Genomic DNA, 15,739 nt, shown 5'->3' with positions numbered 1-15,739 from the left:
AGCTGTTGCGCCGCCGCCCCAAGCGGCGTCCGCGGGCGCGGCGCGCTCAGCGCGCGTACGGCGCCGCCAGCGGATCGCCGATGAACACGCCTTGGGCCGGCCAGGCCACGCTTTTCCAATAGGCCTCGATGGCGCTGTCGCCGCTCAGGTAGCGTTTCAATAGCACGGTCGGATGGGGGAACTTCTGCACGTGGTTGCACGGTTCGGACACGGTGCCGTAGCTGGCCGTGGCGCCGGCCTCGAGCCAGCGCAGGCTGCTCATCTGGGCGTCGCCGAGCAAATCGCCGCCGGTCGAGGTCAGGTGGTCGGCCAGCGCGCCGGGCAGGAAACGCAGCGTGTTGAGCTTGTCGACCTTGGCCATGCCGGTCTGGTAGATCATGACGTCCTGCGCGTCCTCGAGGGCGTCGGCGCTCAGGCGCTTGATCGTCAACTCGTGCGAGGCCACCTTGCCGGCCGGCGGGAACAGCCGCGCACGCACGCTGCGCAGGCCGTCCGAGGTGGTCAGGTAGTAGGCGCCGGCGGCCGGGAAGCGGAAATAGCGGGTGCCGCCGCGCTCGATGAGGGCCTTGGCCAGCGGCAGCGAGCCGGTCGGCATGAGCATGCTGATCTTCATCGCCGCCATGGCCGGCGAGGCCTGGTCGGCGGCGAAATAGGCGCTCGGCTTGCCGGGGCCGCACGGCGCCGCGCACTGGGCGGCGTCGTAGCCCAGGGTCAGCGCCGAGGTGATCGAATTGCAGCCGACCGCGTACGGCGCGGTCCAGACCATCAGCACGGCGCGGATGTCGGGGCCGAGCCGGTCGAGGATTTGCTGGCGCAGCGGCGCGAACTGTTCCGGCGTGAGCTGGCGCGGCGACTTGGGGATGCGCACGTGGACGATGTTTTTTTCGGGAATATCGCGGGCGTCGCGGTACAGCGCGCCGACGGCAACGCTGTTGGGCTCGTCATCGTTGATGACCAGCGCCAGTTGGGACGGGCCCAGCGCGGCGGCGGCCGGCCCGGCCAGGCCCAGCGCAACGGCGACGGCCCCGGCGGCCAGTGTGTGACAGGGCGAAACGCGCACCTTCCCTCCTCCGCGTGCACCGATCGGTGTGATCGGACTTGCATCATTATAGAGGCAGAAACATGGCGCCAAAAATAAAAAAAACCCCGGTCCGCGAAGACCGGGGTTTTGATGCCGCGCGCGCCTGTCGGGGCGCGGCCGCGGTGTGTGCGCTCGCTTAATTAAGCGGCGTTTTTAGCTTTGCGGCGACGGGCCATGAAGCCCAGCAGGCCCAGGCCGCCAACCATCATGGCGTAGGTGTCGGCTTCCGGCACGGCGGTGACGGTGACGTCGCCGCTGTAGGTGGCGCCCTTGGCGGCGGTGCCCATCAGGTTCAGCACGAAGCTCGACGACGAGCCGGCGCTGAAGAAGGCGTAACGGCCCTTGCCGGCCGAGGTCAGGTCGCCAGGAACGCCGTTGAAGTTCGACTGTGGCGAGAAGGTCAGGTTCTGGCCGCTGATGCTGACGTCGATCTGGTAGTAGCCAGCCGCCAGGCCGGTGAAGGTGATGACGTCCAGGCCGTTCGACAGCAGACCGTCGTTGGCCAGGGCCAGACCGTTGAAGTGGTTGTCGGTGCTGGTCGGCGGGGTCACGAAGATGTTGACGGACTGGTCGGCAGCCATGGCGTTGAAGGAAGCGGCGGCCAGCAGAGCGGCGAAGATGTGTTTCAGTTTCATTCTAAATTTCCTTTGGAGGGTTATAGGCCGCCGGAGCCGGCCACTTGTTTGTTCACTAGCAACTAGACGTAAGCATATCATATCGCAAGCAATTATGTTGCCCTTTTTTTATTTTACATATTTTTTTAGAAAGCCTTTTTCATAGCGTGAAATAAATGTTGCGACGCGGTATTTCCGCGTGCCGCCATACGAAACGGCGGCGACCAACGGTCACAAACGAGCTCTTGCGTGATAAAATATCTTTTTTAAAAACAATGACTTGCGCCTTACCAAGACAAAAAGTAAATGTTACCCTTGGTCAACACAAAAAACGCCACAGCATGACGAAACGCTGTGACGATTTGACGCATTTGCAAAAAAAAGAGCTGCGCGAAGTGTTTAACAACACTACAATTTTAGATGGGCCTTTATCTTCCATAGGCAACAAACATAGCACCAAGGCAGCAACCACGGCGCCGCTGCAACCCGGCAGACGGCAGCTGGACCACAAAAAAACGATCGCGCGCCGCGCGCTCGCCCGGCACCGCCGGAATCCATTACGGGTAGTCCAAAATTTTCAGGAGGTTATTCTGCGCACCGCACCCATCGCACCCGACAGCCACGCCGTCAAATATCGCCCCGATATCGACGGCCTGCGCGCGGTCGCCGTGCTGGCCGTCATTCTGTTCCACTGCTGGCCGCTGTGGTTTGTCAGCGGCTTTGTCGGCGTCGACATCTTTTTCGTCATCTCCGGCTATCTGATCACGTCGATCCTGCTGACCCAGCTCGAGGGCGGCACCTTCAGCCTGTTCGACTTCTACTCGCGGCGGGTGCGCCGCATCTTCCCGGCGCTGCTGGTGGTGCTGGCCACCACGCTGGCGGTGGGCTGGTACATCCTGCTGCGCGGCGAGTTCGCCCAGGTCGGCAAGCACGTCGCCGCCGGCGGCGGCTTCATCGCCAACCTGGTGCTGTGGTTCGAGGCCGGCTACTTCGACAACTCGGCCGCCACCAAGCCGCTGCTGCACCTGTGGTCGCTCGGCGTGGAGGAACAGTTCTACTTCCTGTGGCCGCTGATGCTGTGGGTCGTCATGCGCAAGCGCCTCAACTTCCTGCTGATCATGGCGCTGGTGTTCGCCGCCTCGATGGCGGTCAACCTCGGCACCGTGCAGGACAACCCGACGGCGGCGTTCTACTCGCCGCTGTCGCGCTTCTGGGAATTGATGAGCGGCGGCGTCGGCGCCTACCTGCACCTGCACCGGCCGGCCTGGAGCGCGCGCGCCAAACAGCTGGCCTCGGTCGCCGGCGTGCTGCTGATGGCCGCCTCGTTCACGGTGATCAAGCCGCAGGCGCTGTTCCCCGGCTGGTGGGCGCTGCTGCCGGTGTCGGCCACGTTCCTGCTGATCATGGCCGGTCCGGGCACGCTGATCAACCGCTATATATTGGGCAACCCGCTCGCCGTGCGCATCGGCCTGATCAGCTACCCGCTGTACCTGTGGCACTGGCCGCTGCTGTCGTTCGCCTACATCATCTACGGTGAAAAGCCGTCCTACCAGCTCAAGATCGCGCTGATGGCCGGCGCCGTCGCGCTGGCCTGGCTGACCTACCGGCTGGTCGAGATCCCGCTGCGCGGCGTGGCCTCCAAGCGGCGCGTGGTGGGCGCCCTGACGGCCGGCATGGTGGCCATGGCCTCGCTCGGCATCGCGGTCGGCGCCGGCGCGCTGCGCGAGCGCATCGACGTCCACGGCAGCGACGTCTACCTCAACGCGCTCAACGACTTCGACTTCCCCGGCCAGCGCTTCACGCCGCTGCGCCACAACGGCATCCTGTTCCAGAAGCTGGCCGCCGACGCCCCCGGCCTGACGGTGTTCATCGGCGACTCGCTGATGCAGCAGTACGGCCCGCAGATGGAGCAGCTGACCGCCGCCGCGCCGCAACGCTACAACCCGGTCATCTTCGCCACCGCCGGCGGCTGCCCGCCCATCCCCAACGCGATCCGCCTGCCGCTGATCCGCTTCCCGCAGTGCCGCCAGGCGATCGCGGCCGCCTACGACCTGGCCAGCCAGCCGAACGTCACCACCGTCGTCATCGGCGCGGCCTGGCAGGTCCACTTCGCCCGCTACAACAACGAGATCGAGTACGACACCGGCCACGGCAAGCTGGCCTTCCCGTCGCCCGCCGCCCACGAGCTGGCCTACGCCTCGTTCGAGGCGACGGTGCGCCACCTGCGCCAGCTGGGCAAGCGGGTGTTCATCGTGCTGCAGCCGCCGAGCGGAAATATGTACGATCCGCGCAATATGTACCAGGGCTCGCGCTTCGACAGCATCCATCCGCTGCCACGGATCGACAGCCTCAAGCTCGACAAGTTCCTGACCGACAACGCCACCTCGCGCGGGCGGCTGCAGGCCATCGCCGCCGCCAACGGCGCGCAAGTGATCGATCCGAGCCAGTACCTGTGTCACGCCAACGATTGTCCGGTGCTCGACGCGGCCGGCGCGCCGATCTACACCGACCCGCTGCACATGCGCCCGAGCTACAGCCGGCGCGCGGTGACCTACCTGGCGCAGACGGTGCAGGCCGAGCGCGCGGGGGAACGTTCGGCGCAAACGCCGTAAGGGGGGAATGCCGCCAGGTTAAGCGGGCATCGGAACCACGTAGGGCGGTTAGCGGGCGAGGCCCGCCAACCGCCCCGGGGGCCTATCGAAAGGGCCGCCTACCTGCCGGTAGGCGTTAAGAGCGCAGCGTAATCCGCCAAGCGCCGCCGACGGCTCATGGCGGATTACGGCGTTCCGCCTAATCCGCCCTACGAAAATCGCCTTGACTTGGGGGAATCGGACCAGGGAGCACGGGCGGGAAGTGGACACGGCAGGAAATGAACAACCGGGGCGCGGCCATGGCGGCCGCGCCCGGCTAACGTCACACGCGCTGGTAGACGTCCTCGAAGCGGACGATGTCGTCCTCGCCCAGATAGCTGCCCGACTGCACCTCGATCAGGTGCAGCGGCAGTTTGCCGGGGTTTTCCAGCCGGTGGTTCATGCCGATCGGAATGTAGGTCGATTGGTTTTCCGACAACAAGGTGACGCTGTCGCCGCACGTCACGCGGGCCGTGCCGCTGACCACCACCCAGTGTTCGGCGCGGTGGTGGTGCATCTGCAGCGACAACTTGCCGCCCGGATTGACGGTGATGCGCTTGACCTGGAAGCGGTCGCCGGCGTCGATGCCCTCGTACGAGCCCCACGGGCGGTAGACCCGGGTGTGGTGCAAGTGCTCGGTGCGCTCCTTGGTCTTCAGGTGTTCGACCACCTGCTTGACGCGCTGCACCTGGTCCTTGTGGGCCACCAGCACCGCGTCGGCGGTCTCGACGACGACCAGGTCGCGCACCCCGACCAGCGCCACGATGCGGCTTTCGGCGCGCACCAGCGTATCGGTCACGCCATCGAGGTAGACGTCGCCGCGGGCGGCGTTGCCGTCGGCGTCATGCGGCAGCACCTCGCGCAGCGCCGACCACGAGCCGACGTCGCTCCAGCCGATGTCGGCCGGCACCACCACCGCGTGCGCGGTGCGTTCCATGACCGCGTAATCGATCGAGTCCGACGGCGACGCCGCGAACGCGGCCTCGTCGAGGCGGCAGAAGTCCATGTCGCGGTAGGCTTTTTGCACGGCCGTCTCGGCGCTGGCGGCGATGGCGGGCGCGAAGCCGGCCAGCTCGCTCAGATAGCGCTCGGCGCGGAACAGGAACATGCCGCTGTTCCAGTAATAGCCGCCGTCGTCGAGGAAGGCGCGGGCCTTGTCGAGCTCCGGCTTTTCGACGAAGCGGTCGACCTGGTAGGCAGCGCCGCCGCCGACGGCCGGGCCGCGGTGGATGTAGCCATACCCGGTCTCGGGCGCGGTCGGCACCACGCCGAAGGTGGCCAGCGCGCCGCCGGCGGCCAGCGCGGCGGCGCCGGCGATGGCCGCGTGGAAGGCGGCGACGTCGGTGATGACGTGGTCGGCCGGCAATACCAGCATCAGCGCCTCGGGGTCGACCGCGCGCAGGTACTGGGCGGCGGCGGCCACGGCCGGGGCGGTGTTGCGTCCGGCCGGCTCGAGCAGGATGCCCAGCGGCGCCACGCCGATCTCGCGCAACTGCTCGGCCACCAGGAAGCGGTGCTCGTTACCGCAGACGATCAGCGGCGCGGCGAAATCGGCGCCGCCGGCCAGCCGCAGCACGGTTTCCTGCAACATGGTCTGGTCCGACACCAGCGGCAACAGCTGTTTCGGCAGCACGGCCCGCGACAGCGGCCACAGCCGGGTACCGGCGCCGCCGGACAGGATTACCGGGTAAATTTTCATGCAACTTCCTTGTTATTTATCGGCCTCGGCCGGGTTGCGCCGCTTGTTGCGGCGGTCGCGGGCGTTGGTCCACTCGCCGTCGCCATACTCGGACACATGGCGCATCTCGCCCGCGCGGTCGACACTATAATCCTTAAAGACGATCATCTCCTCAAGTTTTACGTTGTGTAACACCCGGGTGTATTCGAACAGCACGCTGCGCACGACGTTGGCGCCGGCGCAGATATGGCTGCCGTGGCCGATCCAGGTGGGGCCGATGATGGTGCTGCCGGCCTCGATCTTGCAGCCCGAGCCGATGTAGACCGGGCCCTCGATGGTGGTGCCCTCCCAGTCGATGCTGGTGTTGAGGCCGGCCCAGATGCCGTCGGCCAGCTGGATGCCGGGCACGTCCATGTGGGCCACCTCGCCCATCATCACGCTCTGCGACACTTCCCAGTAATCCTTGACGCTGCCGATGTCGATCCAGCTGAAGGTGCGGTTTTGCGAGAAGAACGGCACGCCCTTCTCGATCAGCAGCGGGAACAGCTCGGAACCGATGTCGAACACCTTGCCGGCCGGGATCAGGTCGAGGATCTCCGGTTCGAAGATATAGATGCCGGTGCTGACGAAGTTCGACAGCGCCTCGGCCTGCTTCGGCTTTTCCTGGAATTGCTGGATGGCGCCGTTCTTGTCGCTGACCACCACGCCATAGCTCTCGACCTTGTCCCACGGCACCTCGCGGCAGATCACGCTGGCCTTGGCGCCCTTGCGGCGGTGCTCGAACAGCGCCGACTTCAAGTCCAGGTTGATGACGGCGTCGCCGCACAGCACGATGGTGGTGTCGTCGAAGAAGCCGCCGAACTCCTGGATCTTCTTCATGCCGCCGGCCGAGCCGAGCGCCTCGGGCACGACTTCGCCCTTGTCGTTGGTGTAGCCTTCGAACGAGTAGCCGATCTGCACGCCGTACTGGTCGCCTTCGCCGAAGTACTCCTCGATTTTCTCGTGCAGATAGCTGACGTTGACCATGATTTCGTTGACGCCGTATTTGGCCAGGTGTTCGATCAGGTAGGCCATCACGGGCTTGCCCAGCACCGGTATCATCGGTTTCGGTAAGTCGAACGTCAGCGGGCGCACCCGGGTACCCTTGCCTGCAGCCAAGATCATCGCCTTCATATTGGTCCTCTATAAAATAGGTAAAAAAAATGTCCGCCGACGGGCCAGCACCTGCCGCGACGGGGGTCCGCGCGGGCTGCGCGCGGGACCGAACGGTAGGATCATGACATAGCAACAACATTTTTACCAGTCAAAAATGCTGCGTGTGCACATAAATCGCCGCGCCACCCGTCTCTTGCGTTTCGCTACCGAAATATAGCAGACCGGCGCGCCCCCGCCCCGCTCCGCACGCGCGATGTCGCACGGCAACAGTTTGCGCGGCCGCAAGGGCGCCGCGCGCCCTGCCCGGGCTATATCAACACGCCGCCGCCGCGGTTAATTTAATTCCATTTTAATACTCTCTGATTTAAACGGCGGTACATTAACTTTAATAAACGAACAGCGCCGCGATTAATATATTGCACATATTAATTTTTAAAAACAGCCGATATTATTTACGCAAGCCCGGCGGCGCGCGCCCCGCCGGCGCGGCCCGGGCGCCCCGGCATTGAACAGAATGAAATAAAAAAAGACAAGGTCCGCGGCGGGTGCCGCTATTCATTTGCGTGAATACGTCAGATTCTCGCGCACAACTCAAAAGAATTCCGTACGGCAAGAAAATCTGTGTATAATATTTTTCAGGGATGCGGTTAATGCCCTCCACACTCATCCAATCAGGAGTTAATCATGTACTTCGGGAAATCAACTGGCGCGTCCGGCCAACATCTTGCTAAACTGGTCGGCTGGTCGATGCTCGGCACTTGCGCGCTGGCCTTCACCGCCACCGCCCAAACCACCACCGCGCCGGCCAGCGCCGGCTTTGAAAGCTACCAAAAGCCGTTCGCGGCCTCGTCGCCATGGAACTCGCGCCCGGTCAATCCGGTGCTGGACACCTACGAGATTCCGAAGTCGAGCTACTACCCGTCGATCGAGCGCGGCACCTGGTCGACCGGCCTGTTCCTGGCCAAGACCACCGACACCCCGGTGACCGTGATCGGCCGCAACGGCGCCGCCGGCCCCAACAATCCAGACACCTTGGTGGCCGCACCGGTGACCTTGCCGCGCTGGCCCGCCGCCACGCTGCCGGCCACCGGCGCCGACGGCCACGCCGACATCTATGATCCGGTCACCGGCATCATCCACTCGTTCTGGCAACTCAAGAAAAACGCCAACGGCCAGTGGGAGGCGGCGCTGTACGCGTGGTCGCCGACCAAGGGCACCGGCTGGGGCGATCCGGCCCACTACTACCACGGCGCGCGCGCCACCGGCGTGCCCGCCGCCGCCGGCCTGATCCGCACGCACGAAATCGCCGACGGCCAGCCCACCTACAAGCACGCGCTGGCCATGTCGCTGACCTACAACGCGCTGTCGGCCACCAATCCGTACGTGTATCCGGCCACCTCGTCCGACGGCGACGCCACCAAGACCAACTACGGCAAGATCCCGCAGGGCGCCTTGATGATGCTGCCGGCCAGCTACGACAGCTCCAAGGTCGGCAACGCGGACCTGCGCAAGATCATCGAAACGCTCAAGACCTACGGCGCCTACGTGGTCGACCGCAACACCGGCACGCCGTTCGCCATCTACGCCGAAACCGGCGCGCCGCTGAACCTGATGCCTAACGGCTGGAGCAACAGCGTCGCCGCCGAGCTCGACCGCATGCGCGCCAACCTGCGCCAGGTGGTCGCGGCGCAGAGCTGGGTCGACGGCAACGGCAAGGCCGTCAGCATCACCGCCCCGGCCAGCGTCAACACGCTGTCGATGCGCGGCCCGTGGTCCCGTACTTCCGGCACCACCATGCCGACCTTCGACCAGTGGGCCCAGGCGCTGGTGTTCCCGGCCTCGCCCACCGCGACCGTGGTCAGCAACGGCAACGGCAGCGGCATGACCCGGGTGACCTGGGCCAAGACCAAGGTCGGCTCGACGCAGAAACTGTCGGTCTTCGCCACCGGCGGCGCCCGCCTGCGGGTCATGGTGTACTCCGGCAGCACGGTCAAGTTCACGTCCGGCAACTTGGGCAACGGTGAATCGGCCCGCTTCGTCTGGCCGGACGGCGGCTGGATCGTGCTGATCGCCACCGGCGGCGTCAACACCGTCGCGACGCTGCGCGCCGAGCTGGCGGTCGCCCCGGACACGCTGACCACGGCCACCGCCACCACCAAGAAGTAAAATCCTCAGCCTTCGGCCCGCGTGCGCGCGGGCGCGGCGCATGCCCGACGCCCCCCGGCGTCGGCCATGCGCCTTTTCTTTTGCGCTGCACCAAAAAAACAACGGCTGTCCGGCAAGTGGATTAAAATACATGTTTTGATGCCGTCGCCCGCCCGCGGCGGCCCTGCCCCGACACGAAAGCCACACGCCATGAGCCACGACCCGGACTGGGCGGCGGACCTGCAACGCTACGCGCTGCGCCGCCCGTTTTTAAAAGAACAATCGATCTGGGCCGTTTGGCTGTACCGCCTCGGCCGCCGCCTCGACCGCCGCCCCGCCGGCCTGGCGCGCAAGGTAGCGCTGGCGCTGTACTGGCCGCTGTTCCGGCTGGTCGAAACGGCCACCGGCGTGAGCCTGCCGAAAAGCGCCTCCATCGGCCCCGGCCTGCGCATCTGGCACTTCGGTAACATTTTCCTGCACGCCGACACCGTCATCGGCGCCAACTGCACCTTGCGCCAGGGCGTAACCATCGGCAACCGCCATCCGGACGGGCCGACCCCGGTCATCGGCGACAACGTCGAGTTCGGCGCGTACGCGCAGGTGCTCGGCGGCGTGCGCATCGGCGACAACGCCCGCATCGGCGCCATGTCGGTGGTGCTGTGCGACGTGCCGGCCGGCGCCACCGCCGTCGGCGCGCCGGCGCGCGTGATCTTGGCGAACGGCGTGGCGAACGGCGCGCCCGCCGCCGAAGCCGCCGCCCGGAGCGCCGCGTGAGCGCCGTGCTGGCGGGGCTCCTCTATATAGTGCTGGCGCTGCTGGCGGTGCCGGTGCTGGTGCTGCTGACGCAAGCGCTGCTGGCCATCGCCGCGCCCGGCCCCGGCGCGCCGCTGGCCGGGCGCCGCCCGCGCATCGCCATCCTGGTGCCGGCCCACAATGAACAGGACGGCGTCGGCGCCACCATCGCCACCCTGCTGCCGCAATTGCAGGACGGCGACCGGGTGCTGGTGGTGGCCGACAACTGCGCCGACGACACCGCCGGCGCCGCCCGCGCCGCCGGCGCCGAGGTGCGCGAGCGCTTCGACGCCAACCTGCGCGGCAAAGGTTACGCGCTCGACTTCGGCGTGCGCTGCCTGGCCGAGGACCCGCCCGAGGTGATGCTGATCGTCGACGCCGACTGCTTGGTCGAGCCCGGCGCGATCGACCGCCTGGCGCGCACCGCCGTCGCCAGCGGCCGCCCGGTGCAGGCGCTTTACCTGATGCGCTCGCCGGCCGGCAGCGGCCCGATGAAAAAGATCGCCGAATTCGCCTGGGCCGTCAAAAACCTGGTGCGCCCGCTCGGCTTCCTGCGCCTGGGCATCCCCTGCCCGCTGATGGGCAGCGGCATGGCCTTCCCGTGGAGCGTCATCAGCACGGCCTCGCTGGCCAACGGCCACATCGTCGAGGACATGAAGCTGGGCATGGACCTGGCACGCGCCGGCACGCCGCCGCTGTTCTGTCCGCAGGCTTTGGTGTCGAGCACCTTCCCGGCCAGCGACGCCGGCACCGAGACCCAGCGCAAGCGCTGGGAGCACGGCCACCTGAGCATGATCCTGTCGGCGGCGCCGCGCTTCCTGCTCGAAGGCGTGCTCAAGGGCCGCCCCGGCATGGTCGGCATGGCGCTCGACCTGGCCGTGCCGCCGCTGGCGCTGCTGGTGCTGATGGTGCTGGCGCTGGGCGCGGCGACCGCCGTGTTCGCGCTGTTGGGCGGCGGCGCCGGACCGCTGTTGGCGGCCGCCGCGCTGCTGGCGGCGCTGGGCGTGGCGGTGCTGCTGGCGTGGTGGCGCTACGGCCGCAAGATCCTCAGCGCGGCCAACCTGGCCATGGCGGTGCTGTATGTGTTCTGGAAGGTGCCGGTGTACATCGGCTTCCTGGTCAACCGCCAGGTCGAATGGGTGCGCTCCAAGCGCGACACGGAGTAACCCCGCGAATACCCCCAACCAAGTAACCCTGGAAAAGGAATACCGATGAAAGTTTTGGTCACCGGCGGCGCCGGCTACATAGGCTCCCACACCTGCGTCGAATTGCTCAACGCCGGCCACGACGTGGTCATCGTCGACGACCTGTCCAACAGCGAGGCCGGCGTGGTCGAGCGCGTCGCCAAGTTGTGCGGGCGCGCGCCCGGCTTCGTCGAAGCCGACATCCGCGACCGCGCCGCCATGGCCGCCGTGTTCGGCGCCAACGCGTTCGACGCCGTGATCCATTTCGCCGGCCTGAAGGCGGTCGGCGAATCGGTGGCGCAGCCGCTGCGCTACTACGACGTCAACGTCTACGGCAGCATCGTGCTGCTGCAGACGATGGCCGAGTTCGGCGTCAAACGGCTCATCTTCAGTTCCTCGGCCACCGTCTACGGCGATCCGGACACGGTGCCGATCACCGAGGACTCGCCGCTGCGCACCACCAATCCGTACGGCGGCTCCAAGCTGATGATCGAAAACATCCTACGCGACCACGCGCGCGCGGCGCCCGACTGGTCGATCGCGCTGCTGCGCTATTTCAATCCGGTGGGCGCCCACGAGAGCGGCCTGATCGGCGAGAACCCGCGCGGCATCCCCAACAACCTGCTGCCGTTCATCGCCCAGGTGGCCGAGGGCCGGCGCGAGCGGCTGGCCGTGTTCGGCGACGACTATCCGACCCCGGACGGCACCGGCATGCGCGACTACATTCACGTGGTCGACCTGGCGCTGGGCCACCTGCGCGCGTTGGAGAAGCTGGCCGCCGGGCCGGGCGTGCTGACCTACAACCTCGGCACCGGCGCCGCCAGCAGCGTGCTCGACATGGTGCGCGCGTTCGAGAAGGCTTGCGGCAAGCCGATTCCGTACACCATCAACGCCCGCCGTCCGGGCGACATCGCGGTGTGCTACGCGGCCACCGAGCTGGCCGAGCGCGAATTGGGATGGAAAGCCGAGCGTGGCGTCGACCAGATGTGCGCCGACGCCTGGCGCTGGCAGCAAGGTTTCATCGCCGGCTGATACCGCGAACGACACGGACGGCGCATACAATGGCGGATTAGGCGGAACGCCGTAATCCGCCATCGATGAGCCGCCGACCACGCATGCATGATCCCGCGATTTACCGCGCCGCCTGGTCCTCGGCGATCTGGCGCGCCAGCTTTCCCACCACATGCGCCTGCTGGTCGGAGAACTTGCGCGCGAACAGGATGTCCGTTTCGCCGAACGAGGTCGTGGTGCGCGTGCGCGCGGCCTCGCGCAGGATCGGCAAGTGTTTCTCCGACATATATTCCGGGCTCGCCGCGCCGGGCGCCCACACCGTGTAGGTCAGGTTGGGCACCACGTTCGCCGCCGCCTCGGTGTTGCCGACGATGGTCTGGAAAAACGATTCGTCCGGACAGGCGGTGTGCTTGAAAAACTCCACCACCGACGGTTTTTGCTCGACGAACCGCAAAATGTGTTCGCAGGTGGCGCGCGTCAACGCCCACCAGCTCGAGCCGCCGTACGGCTGCAGGCCGCCCAGGTGCTGGCGGTAGTCGCGCTCGCGCGGCAGCAGCCCCACCCGCATCATCACCTTTTGCAGGCCGCGCACCACGCGCGGCGCGCTCGGCCGCGGATGGAAGCGCGTCAGGCGCGAAATCGGCTTGCCCATGGCGTCGGCCGGCATCGCCACCGTGTTGATGAACTCCGCCTGCGGCCGATCGGCGAAGAAGCGCCCGATCTCGGCGCTCGAACGGATCGGGTAATCGGCGCCGCTGAGGAACACCAGCCGCTGCGCGCCGGCCGGGCTGTCCAGGGCCGCCGCGATCAGCGCCAGCGTCGCCTCGACCTGGCTGAAGTCGCCCCAGTAGACGGCCACGCGCGGCGCGATCAGCGCCACGTTGGGCGCGGCCAGATGGGCGAACGGGCCGATATCGACCTTCTTGTCGATGTGCACGAAGAACGATACGTCGGGGCCGTCGAGCGCCGCCAGCAAGCGCTCCAGCTGGGCCACATTGTTATGCGCCTGGATCAAGTACGCTATTTTCATCGCCAACACTCCATGGTTTGCCGGCGGCGGGGTTGCCGCGTCGGTCGGTATTGCGGCCGGCTCAATCCTGCCGGGCCGCCTTGATCAGCGCGCCCAGCTTGGCGGCCTCGGTGTCGATCGAGTGGCGCGCCAGCGCGCGCGTGTGGGCGCGCTCGCCCATCGCGACGAGCTCGTCGAGCGGCGTGGCCAGCGCGCGTTCGAGCGCGGCGGCCAGCTGGTCGACGTCGCCGGCCGGGATCAGCCAACCCTCGACGCCGTCGCGCACCAGTTCCGGAATGCCGGCCACGTAGGTCGTCAGCACCGGACGGCGCAGCGCCATCGCCTCCATCACCACCACCGGCAAGCCCTCGGCAAAGCTCGGCAACGCCAGCGCGCGCGCGGCCAGCATCTCCTCGCGCACCTGGTCGCTGCTGATCCAGCCGGTGATGCGCACGGCGTTTTGCAGTTGATGGCGCGCCACCAGGGTCTCGATCTCGCCGCGCATCTCGCCGTCGCCGGCCAGCACCAGCTCGACCGGCACGCCCTTGGCGGCCAGTTGCGCCACCGCGCGCACCAGCAGCTGCTGGCCCTTTTGCTCGCACAGGCGGCCGACGCACACCAGCCGCGGCGCGGCCGGCGGCGGCACCGCCGGGCCGGCGTGGAACACCGGCTCCAGGCCGCAGTGGACGATCTCCACCTTGGGCCACTCGGTGTACGGGATCCAGCGGAACAGCTGGCTGCGGCCGAAGCTGCTGATGGCCACGACGAAGGCCGAGCGGGCGATTTTTTCCCTGATGTGCAGGAACTCGGGCTTGTCGAACTCCTCCGGGCCGTGCACCGTGAAACTATACGCCGGACCGCCCAGCGCGCGCGCCAGCATGGCCACCTCGGCCGGGTTGGTGCCGAAGTGCGCGTGCAGGTGGCGCGCGCCCGACTCGCGCAGCCAGCCGAGCATGCGGCAGGCCTCGGCCAGGTAGATCAGGTGCAGCGGCCACGGCCGGTCGGCGCGGCGCGCCATGCGCAGCGCCAGCGCCAGCGCGCCGAAAAAGCGGCCCGGGCTTTTGATCAGCGCGCCCAGGGTCGACAGCGCCAGCGCCAGCGCGCCGTCGCGCAGCAGGTAGCGCGTCTTGTCGCGTTCGCGCAGGTCCTCGGCGTCGACCAGGTGATCGGCCCAGCCGCGCAGCGCGATGCGCTGCACCTCGAAGCCCTGGCGCTCGAGCGCGAGGATCTCGCGGCGGATGAAACTGTGGCTGACCTTGGGGTACTGATTGATGAGATACGCTATTTTCATGAAGGTGGACTTGGGTGCGCGGGGCGCGTTAGGGCTGGGGAAGAGTGGCGTCGTCGGCCTTGGCGGCCGGCCTGGCGCGCGCGCCGGCCAGCTTGTCGGCCCAGCGGCGGCCGGCGGCCATGAACCAGCTTTCGTAGTAGCGGGTCGACAGCCAGGCCAGCGCGAACAGCGCCAGGAACAACAGCGGGCGCTTGGCGTACTTGACGACCAGGTCGCCATCGCCGTCGCCGAGCCAGGTGTGGGTGAGCATCGGGTGGATCACGTACAAGGCGTACGAGATGCCGGCCACGAACACCAGGAAGCGTCCGTGCAGCGCCCGGCCCAGCGTGGCGTCGGGGCGCACCAAGGTGGCGCCGACCAGCAGCGCGGCCAGGTACGGGCGCAGGTAGTTGAGCCACTGGCCCTGCGGCATGCACGACCACATCAGCAGCACCAGCAGCGGCAACTGCGGCACGTGCGCCAGCCAGCGGCGCGCGTGGGGGCCGAGCTTGCCGTGGTAGGCCAGCGCCAGCGTGCAGCCGGCGAGGATCTCGTCGATGCGGTAGTAGCTGACCGACGAGGCGGTGACGATGTCCCACATGCGCAGCCCCGTGAAGCCGAGCGCCAGCAGCGGCAGCAACAGCAGGCCGCGCGCGCGCAACACCCACACCAGCAGCGCCACGCCGACATAGAACTGCATCTCCATGCACAGGCTCCACAGGTGCTCCGTCATCGGCAGCAACAGGTTGAAGCGGCCGTCGCCCGGCGGCATGTTGGCGTAGAACAGGTAGTGCGCCAGCCAGATGGCCAGCGGCGCGGCGCTGACCGCCAGCGCGATCAGCATGTACAGCCAGGCCAGCGGCAGCACCCGGCAAAAGCGCTTGATCAGGAAGCCGAGCACGTTCTGGTCCTTGAGCAGGAACGAGGTGATCAGGAAACCGGACAGGTTGAAGAACACCACCATGCCGAGGATGCCGATGCTGTAGTTGAACATGTAGCGGTGCGGGCCCAGCGGCAGCAGGTGGGCCGCCAGCACGAACAGGATGCTGATGCCGCGCCAGCCGTCGAGCACCGACAGGTGGGCGGGATGGGCCGGCGCGGCCGGTGCGGCCGGGATGGCGGCGGCCGGCACGGCCGCCGGCGGGAGCGTATGGCGCTGCGTGACCATGG

Annotated in this window: 12 protein-coding genes; 5 read left to right on the top strand and 7 right to left on the bottom strand. The window is 67.1% G+C overall.

All coding sequences use genetic code 11. The features are described from left to right. Window positions 1-46: 46 nt before the first annotated feature. Both JOD97_RS30070 and JOD97_RS30065 read right to left on the bottom strand, forming a co-directional pair. The gene (locus JOD97_RS30070) at window positions 47-1,060 is read right to left on the bottom strand and encodes a TIGR03790 family protein (RefSeq protein WP_373999972.1); all 1,014 of its coding nucleotides are present in this window, start codon (window positions 1,058-1,060) and stop codon (window positions 47-49) included. A 161-nt stretch (window positions 1,061-1,221) separates the two neighbouring features. Then, window positions 1,222-1,716: an FxDxF family PEP-CTERM protein gene (locus tag JOD97_RS30065; RefSeq protein ID WP_209726481.1), complete on the bottom strand. Its 495-nt coding sequence runs from the start codon at window positions 1,714-1,716 to the stop codon at window positions 1,222-1,224. 155 nt (window positions 1,717-1,871) lie between these two features. Here JOD97_RS30065 and JOD97_RS30060 point away from each other — a divergent pair, with 155 nt between their 5' ends. Beyond that, entirely contained in the window at window positions 1,872-4,307 is a 2,436-nt protein-coding gene (locus tag JOD97_RS30060; protein ID WP_308937262.1) for an acyltransferase family protein, read from the top strand. A 301-nt stretch (window positions 4,308-4,608) separates the two neighbouring features. On the opposite strand, the gene JOD97_RS30055 is transcribed toward JOD97_RS30060, so the two are convergent. Together JOD97_RS30055 and JOD97_RS30050 are read right to left on the bottom strand one after the other, a co-directional pair. Then, window positions 4,609-6,024, bottom strand: coding sequence for a mannose-1-phosphate guanylyltransferase/mannose-6-phosphate isomerase (locus JOD97_RS30055; protein ID WP_209726479.1), 1,416 nt, complete (start codon window positions 6,022-6,024; stop codon window positions 4,609-4,611). Between the two features lie 12 nt (window positions 6,025-6,036). Continuing rightward, on the bottom strand, window positions 6,037-7,176 hold the full coding sequence (locus tag JOD97_RS30050) for a sugar phosphate nucleotidyltransferase (protein ID WP_209726478.1): 1,140 nt from the start codon (window positions 7,174-7,176) through the stop codon (window positions 6,037-6,039). Between the two features lie 666 nt (window positions 7,177-7,842). Here JOD97_RS30050 and JOD97_RS30045 point away from each other — a divergent pair. The 4 genes from JOD97_RS30045 to galE all read left to right on the top strand — a co-directional run bounded on the left by JOD97_RS30045 (window position 7,843) and on the right by galE (window position 12,311). Continuing rightward, window positions 7,843-9,324, top strand: coding sequence for an Atrophin-1 multi-domain protein (locus JOD97_RS30045; protein WP_209726477.1), 1,482 nt, complete (start codon window positions 7,843-7,845; stop codon window positions 9,322-9,324). A gap of 189 nt (window positions 9,325-9,513) precedes the next feature. Next, window positions 9,514-10,077: a serine O-acetyltransferase gene (locus JOD97_RS30040; protein WP_209726476.1), complete on the top strand. Its 564-nt coding sequence runs from the start codon at window positions 9,514-9,516 to the stop codon at window positions 10,075-10,077. After that, window positions 10,074-11,261, top strand: a complete 1,188-nt coding sequence (locus JOD97_RS30035; RefSeq protein ID WP_209726475.1) for a glycosyltransferase family 2 protein — start codon at window positions 10,074-10,076, stop codon at window positions 11,259-11,261. Before JOD97_RS30040 ends, JOD97_RS30035 begins: the two co-directional genes overlap by 4 nt. A 45-nt stretch (window positions 11,262-11,306) precedes the next feature. Beyond that, window positions 11,307-12,311, top strand: a complete 1,005-nt coding sequence (gene galE, locus JOD97_RS30030; protein ID WP_209726474.1) for a UDP-glucose 4-epimerase GalE — start codon at window positions 11,307-11,309, stop codon at window positions 12,309-12,311. Between the two features lie 100 nt (window positions 12,312-12,411). Here galE and JOD97_RS30025 read toward each other — a convergent pair whose 3' ends face one another. From JOD97_RS30025 to JOD97_RS30015, 3 genes are all read right to left on the bottom strand, one after another. Further along, window positions 12,412-13,320 (bottom strand): beta-1,6-N-acetylglucosaminyltransferase, encoded by a 909-nt coding sequence (locus JOD97_RS30025; RefSeq protein ID WP_209726473.1) that lies wholly within the window; start codon window positions 13,318-13,320, stop codon window positions 12,412-12,414. Window positions 13,321-13,381: 61 nt separating this feature from the next. Next, the gene (locus tag JOD97_RS30020; protein ID WP_209726472.1) at window positions 13,382-14,590 is read right to left on the bottom strand and encodes a glycosyltransferase; all 1,209 of its coding nucleotides are present in this window, start codon (window positions 14,588-14,590) and stop codon (window positions 13,382-13,384) included. Between the two features lie 28 nt (window positions 14,591-14,618). Continuing rightward, complete coding sequence (locus JOD97_RS30015; protein WP_209726471.1) at window positions 14,619-15,737, bottom strand: acyltransferase; 1,119 nt, start codon at window positions 15,735-15,737, stop codon at window positions 14,619-14,621. Window positions 15,738-15,739 lie beyond the last annotated feature (2 nt).

It is taken from the genome of Duganella sp. 1411 (assembly GCF_017833525.1).
Lineage (GTDB): Bacteria > Pseudomonadota > Gammaproteobacteria > Burkholderiales > Burkholderiaceae_D > Rugamonas.
This window is presented reverse-complemented; position numbering and strand designations above follow the sequence as displayed.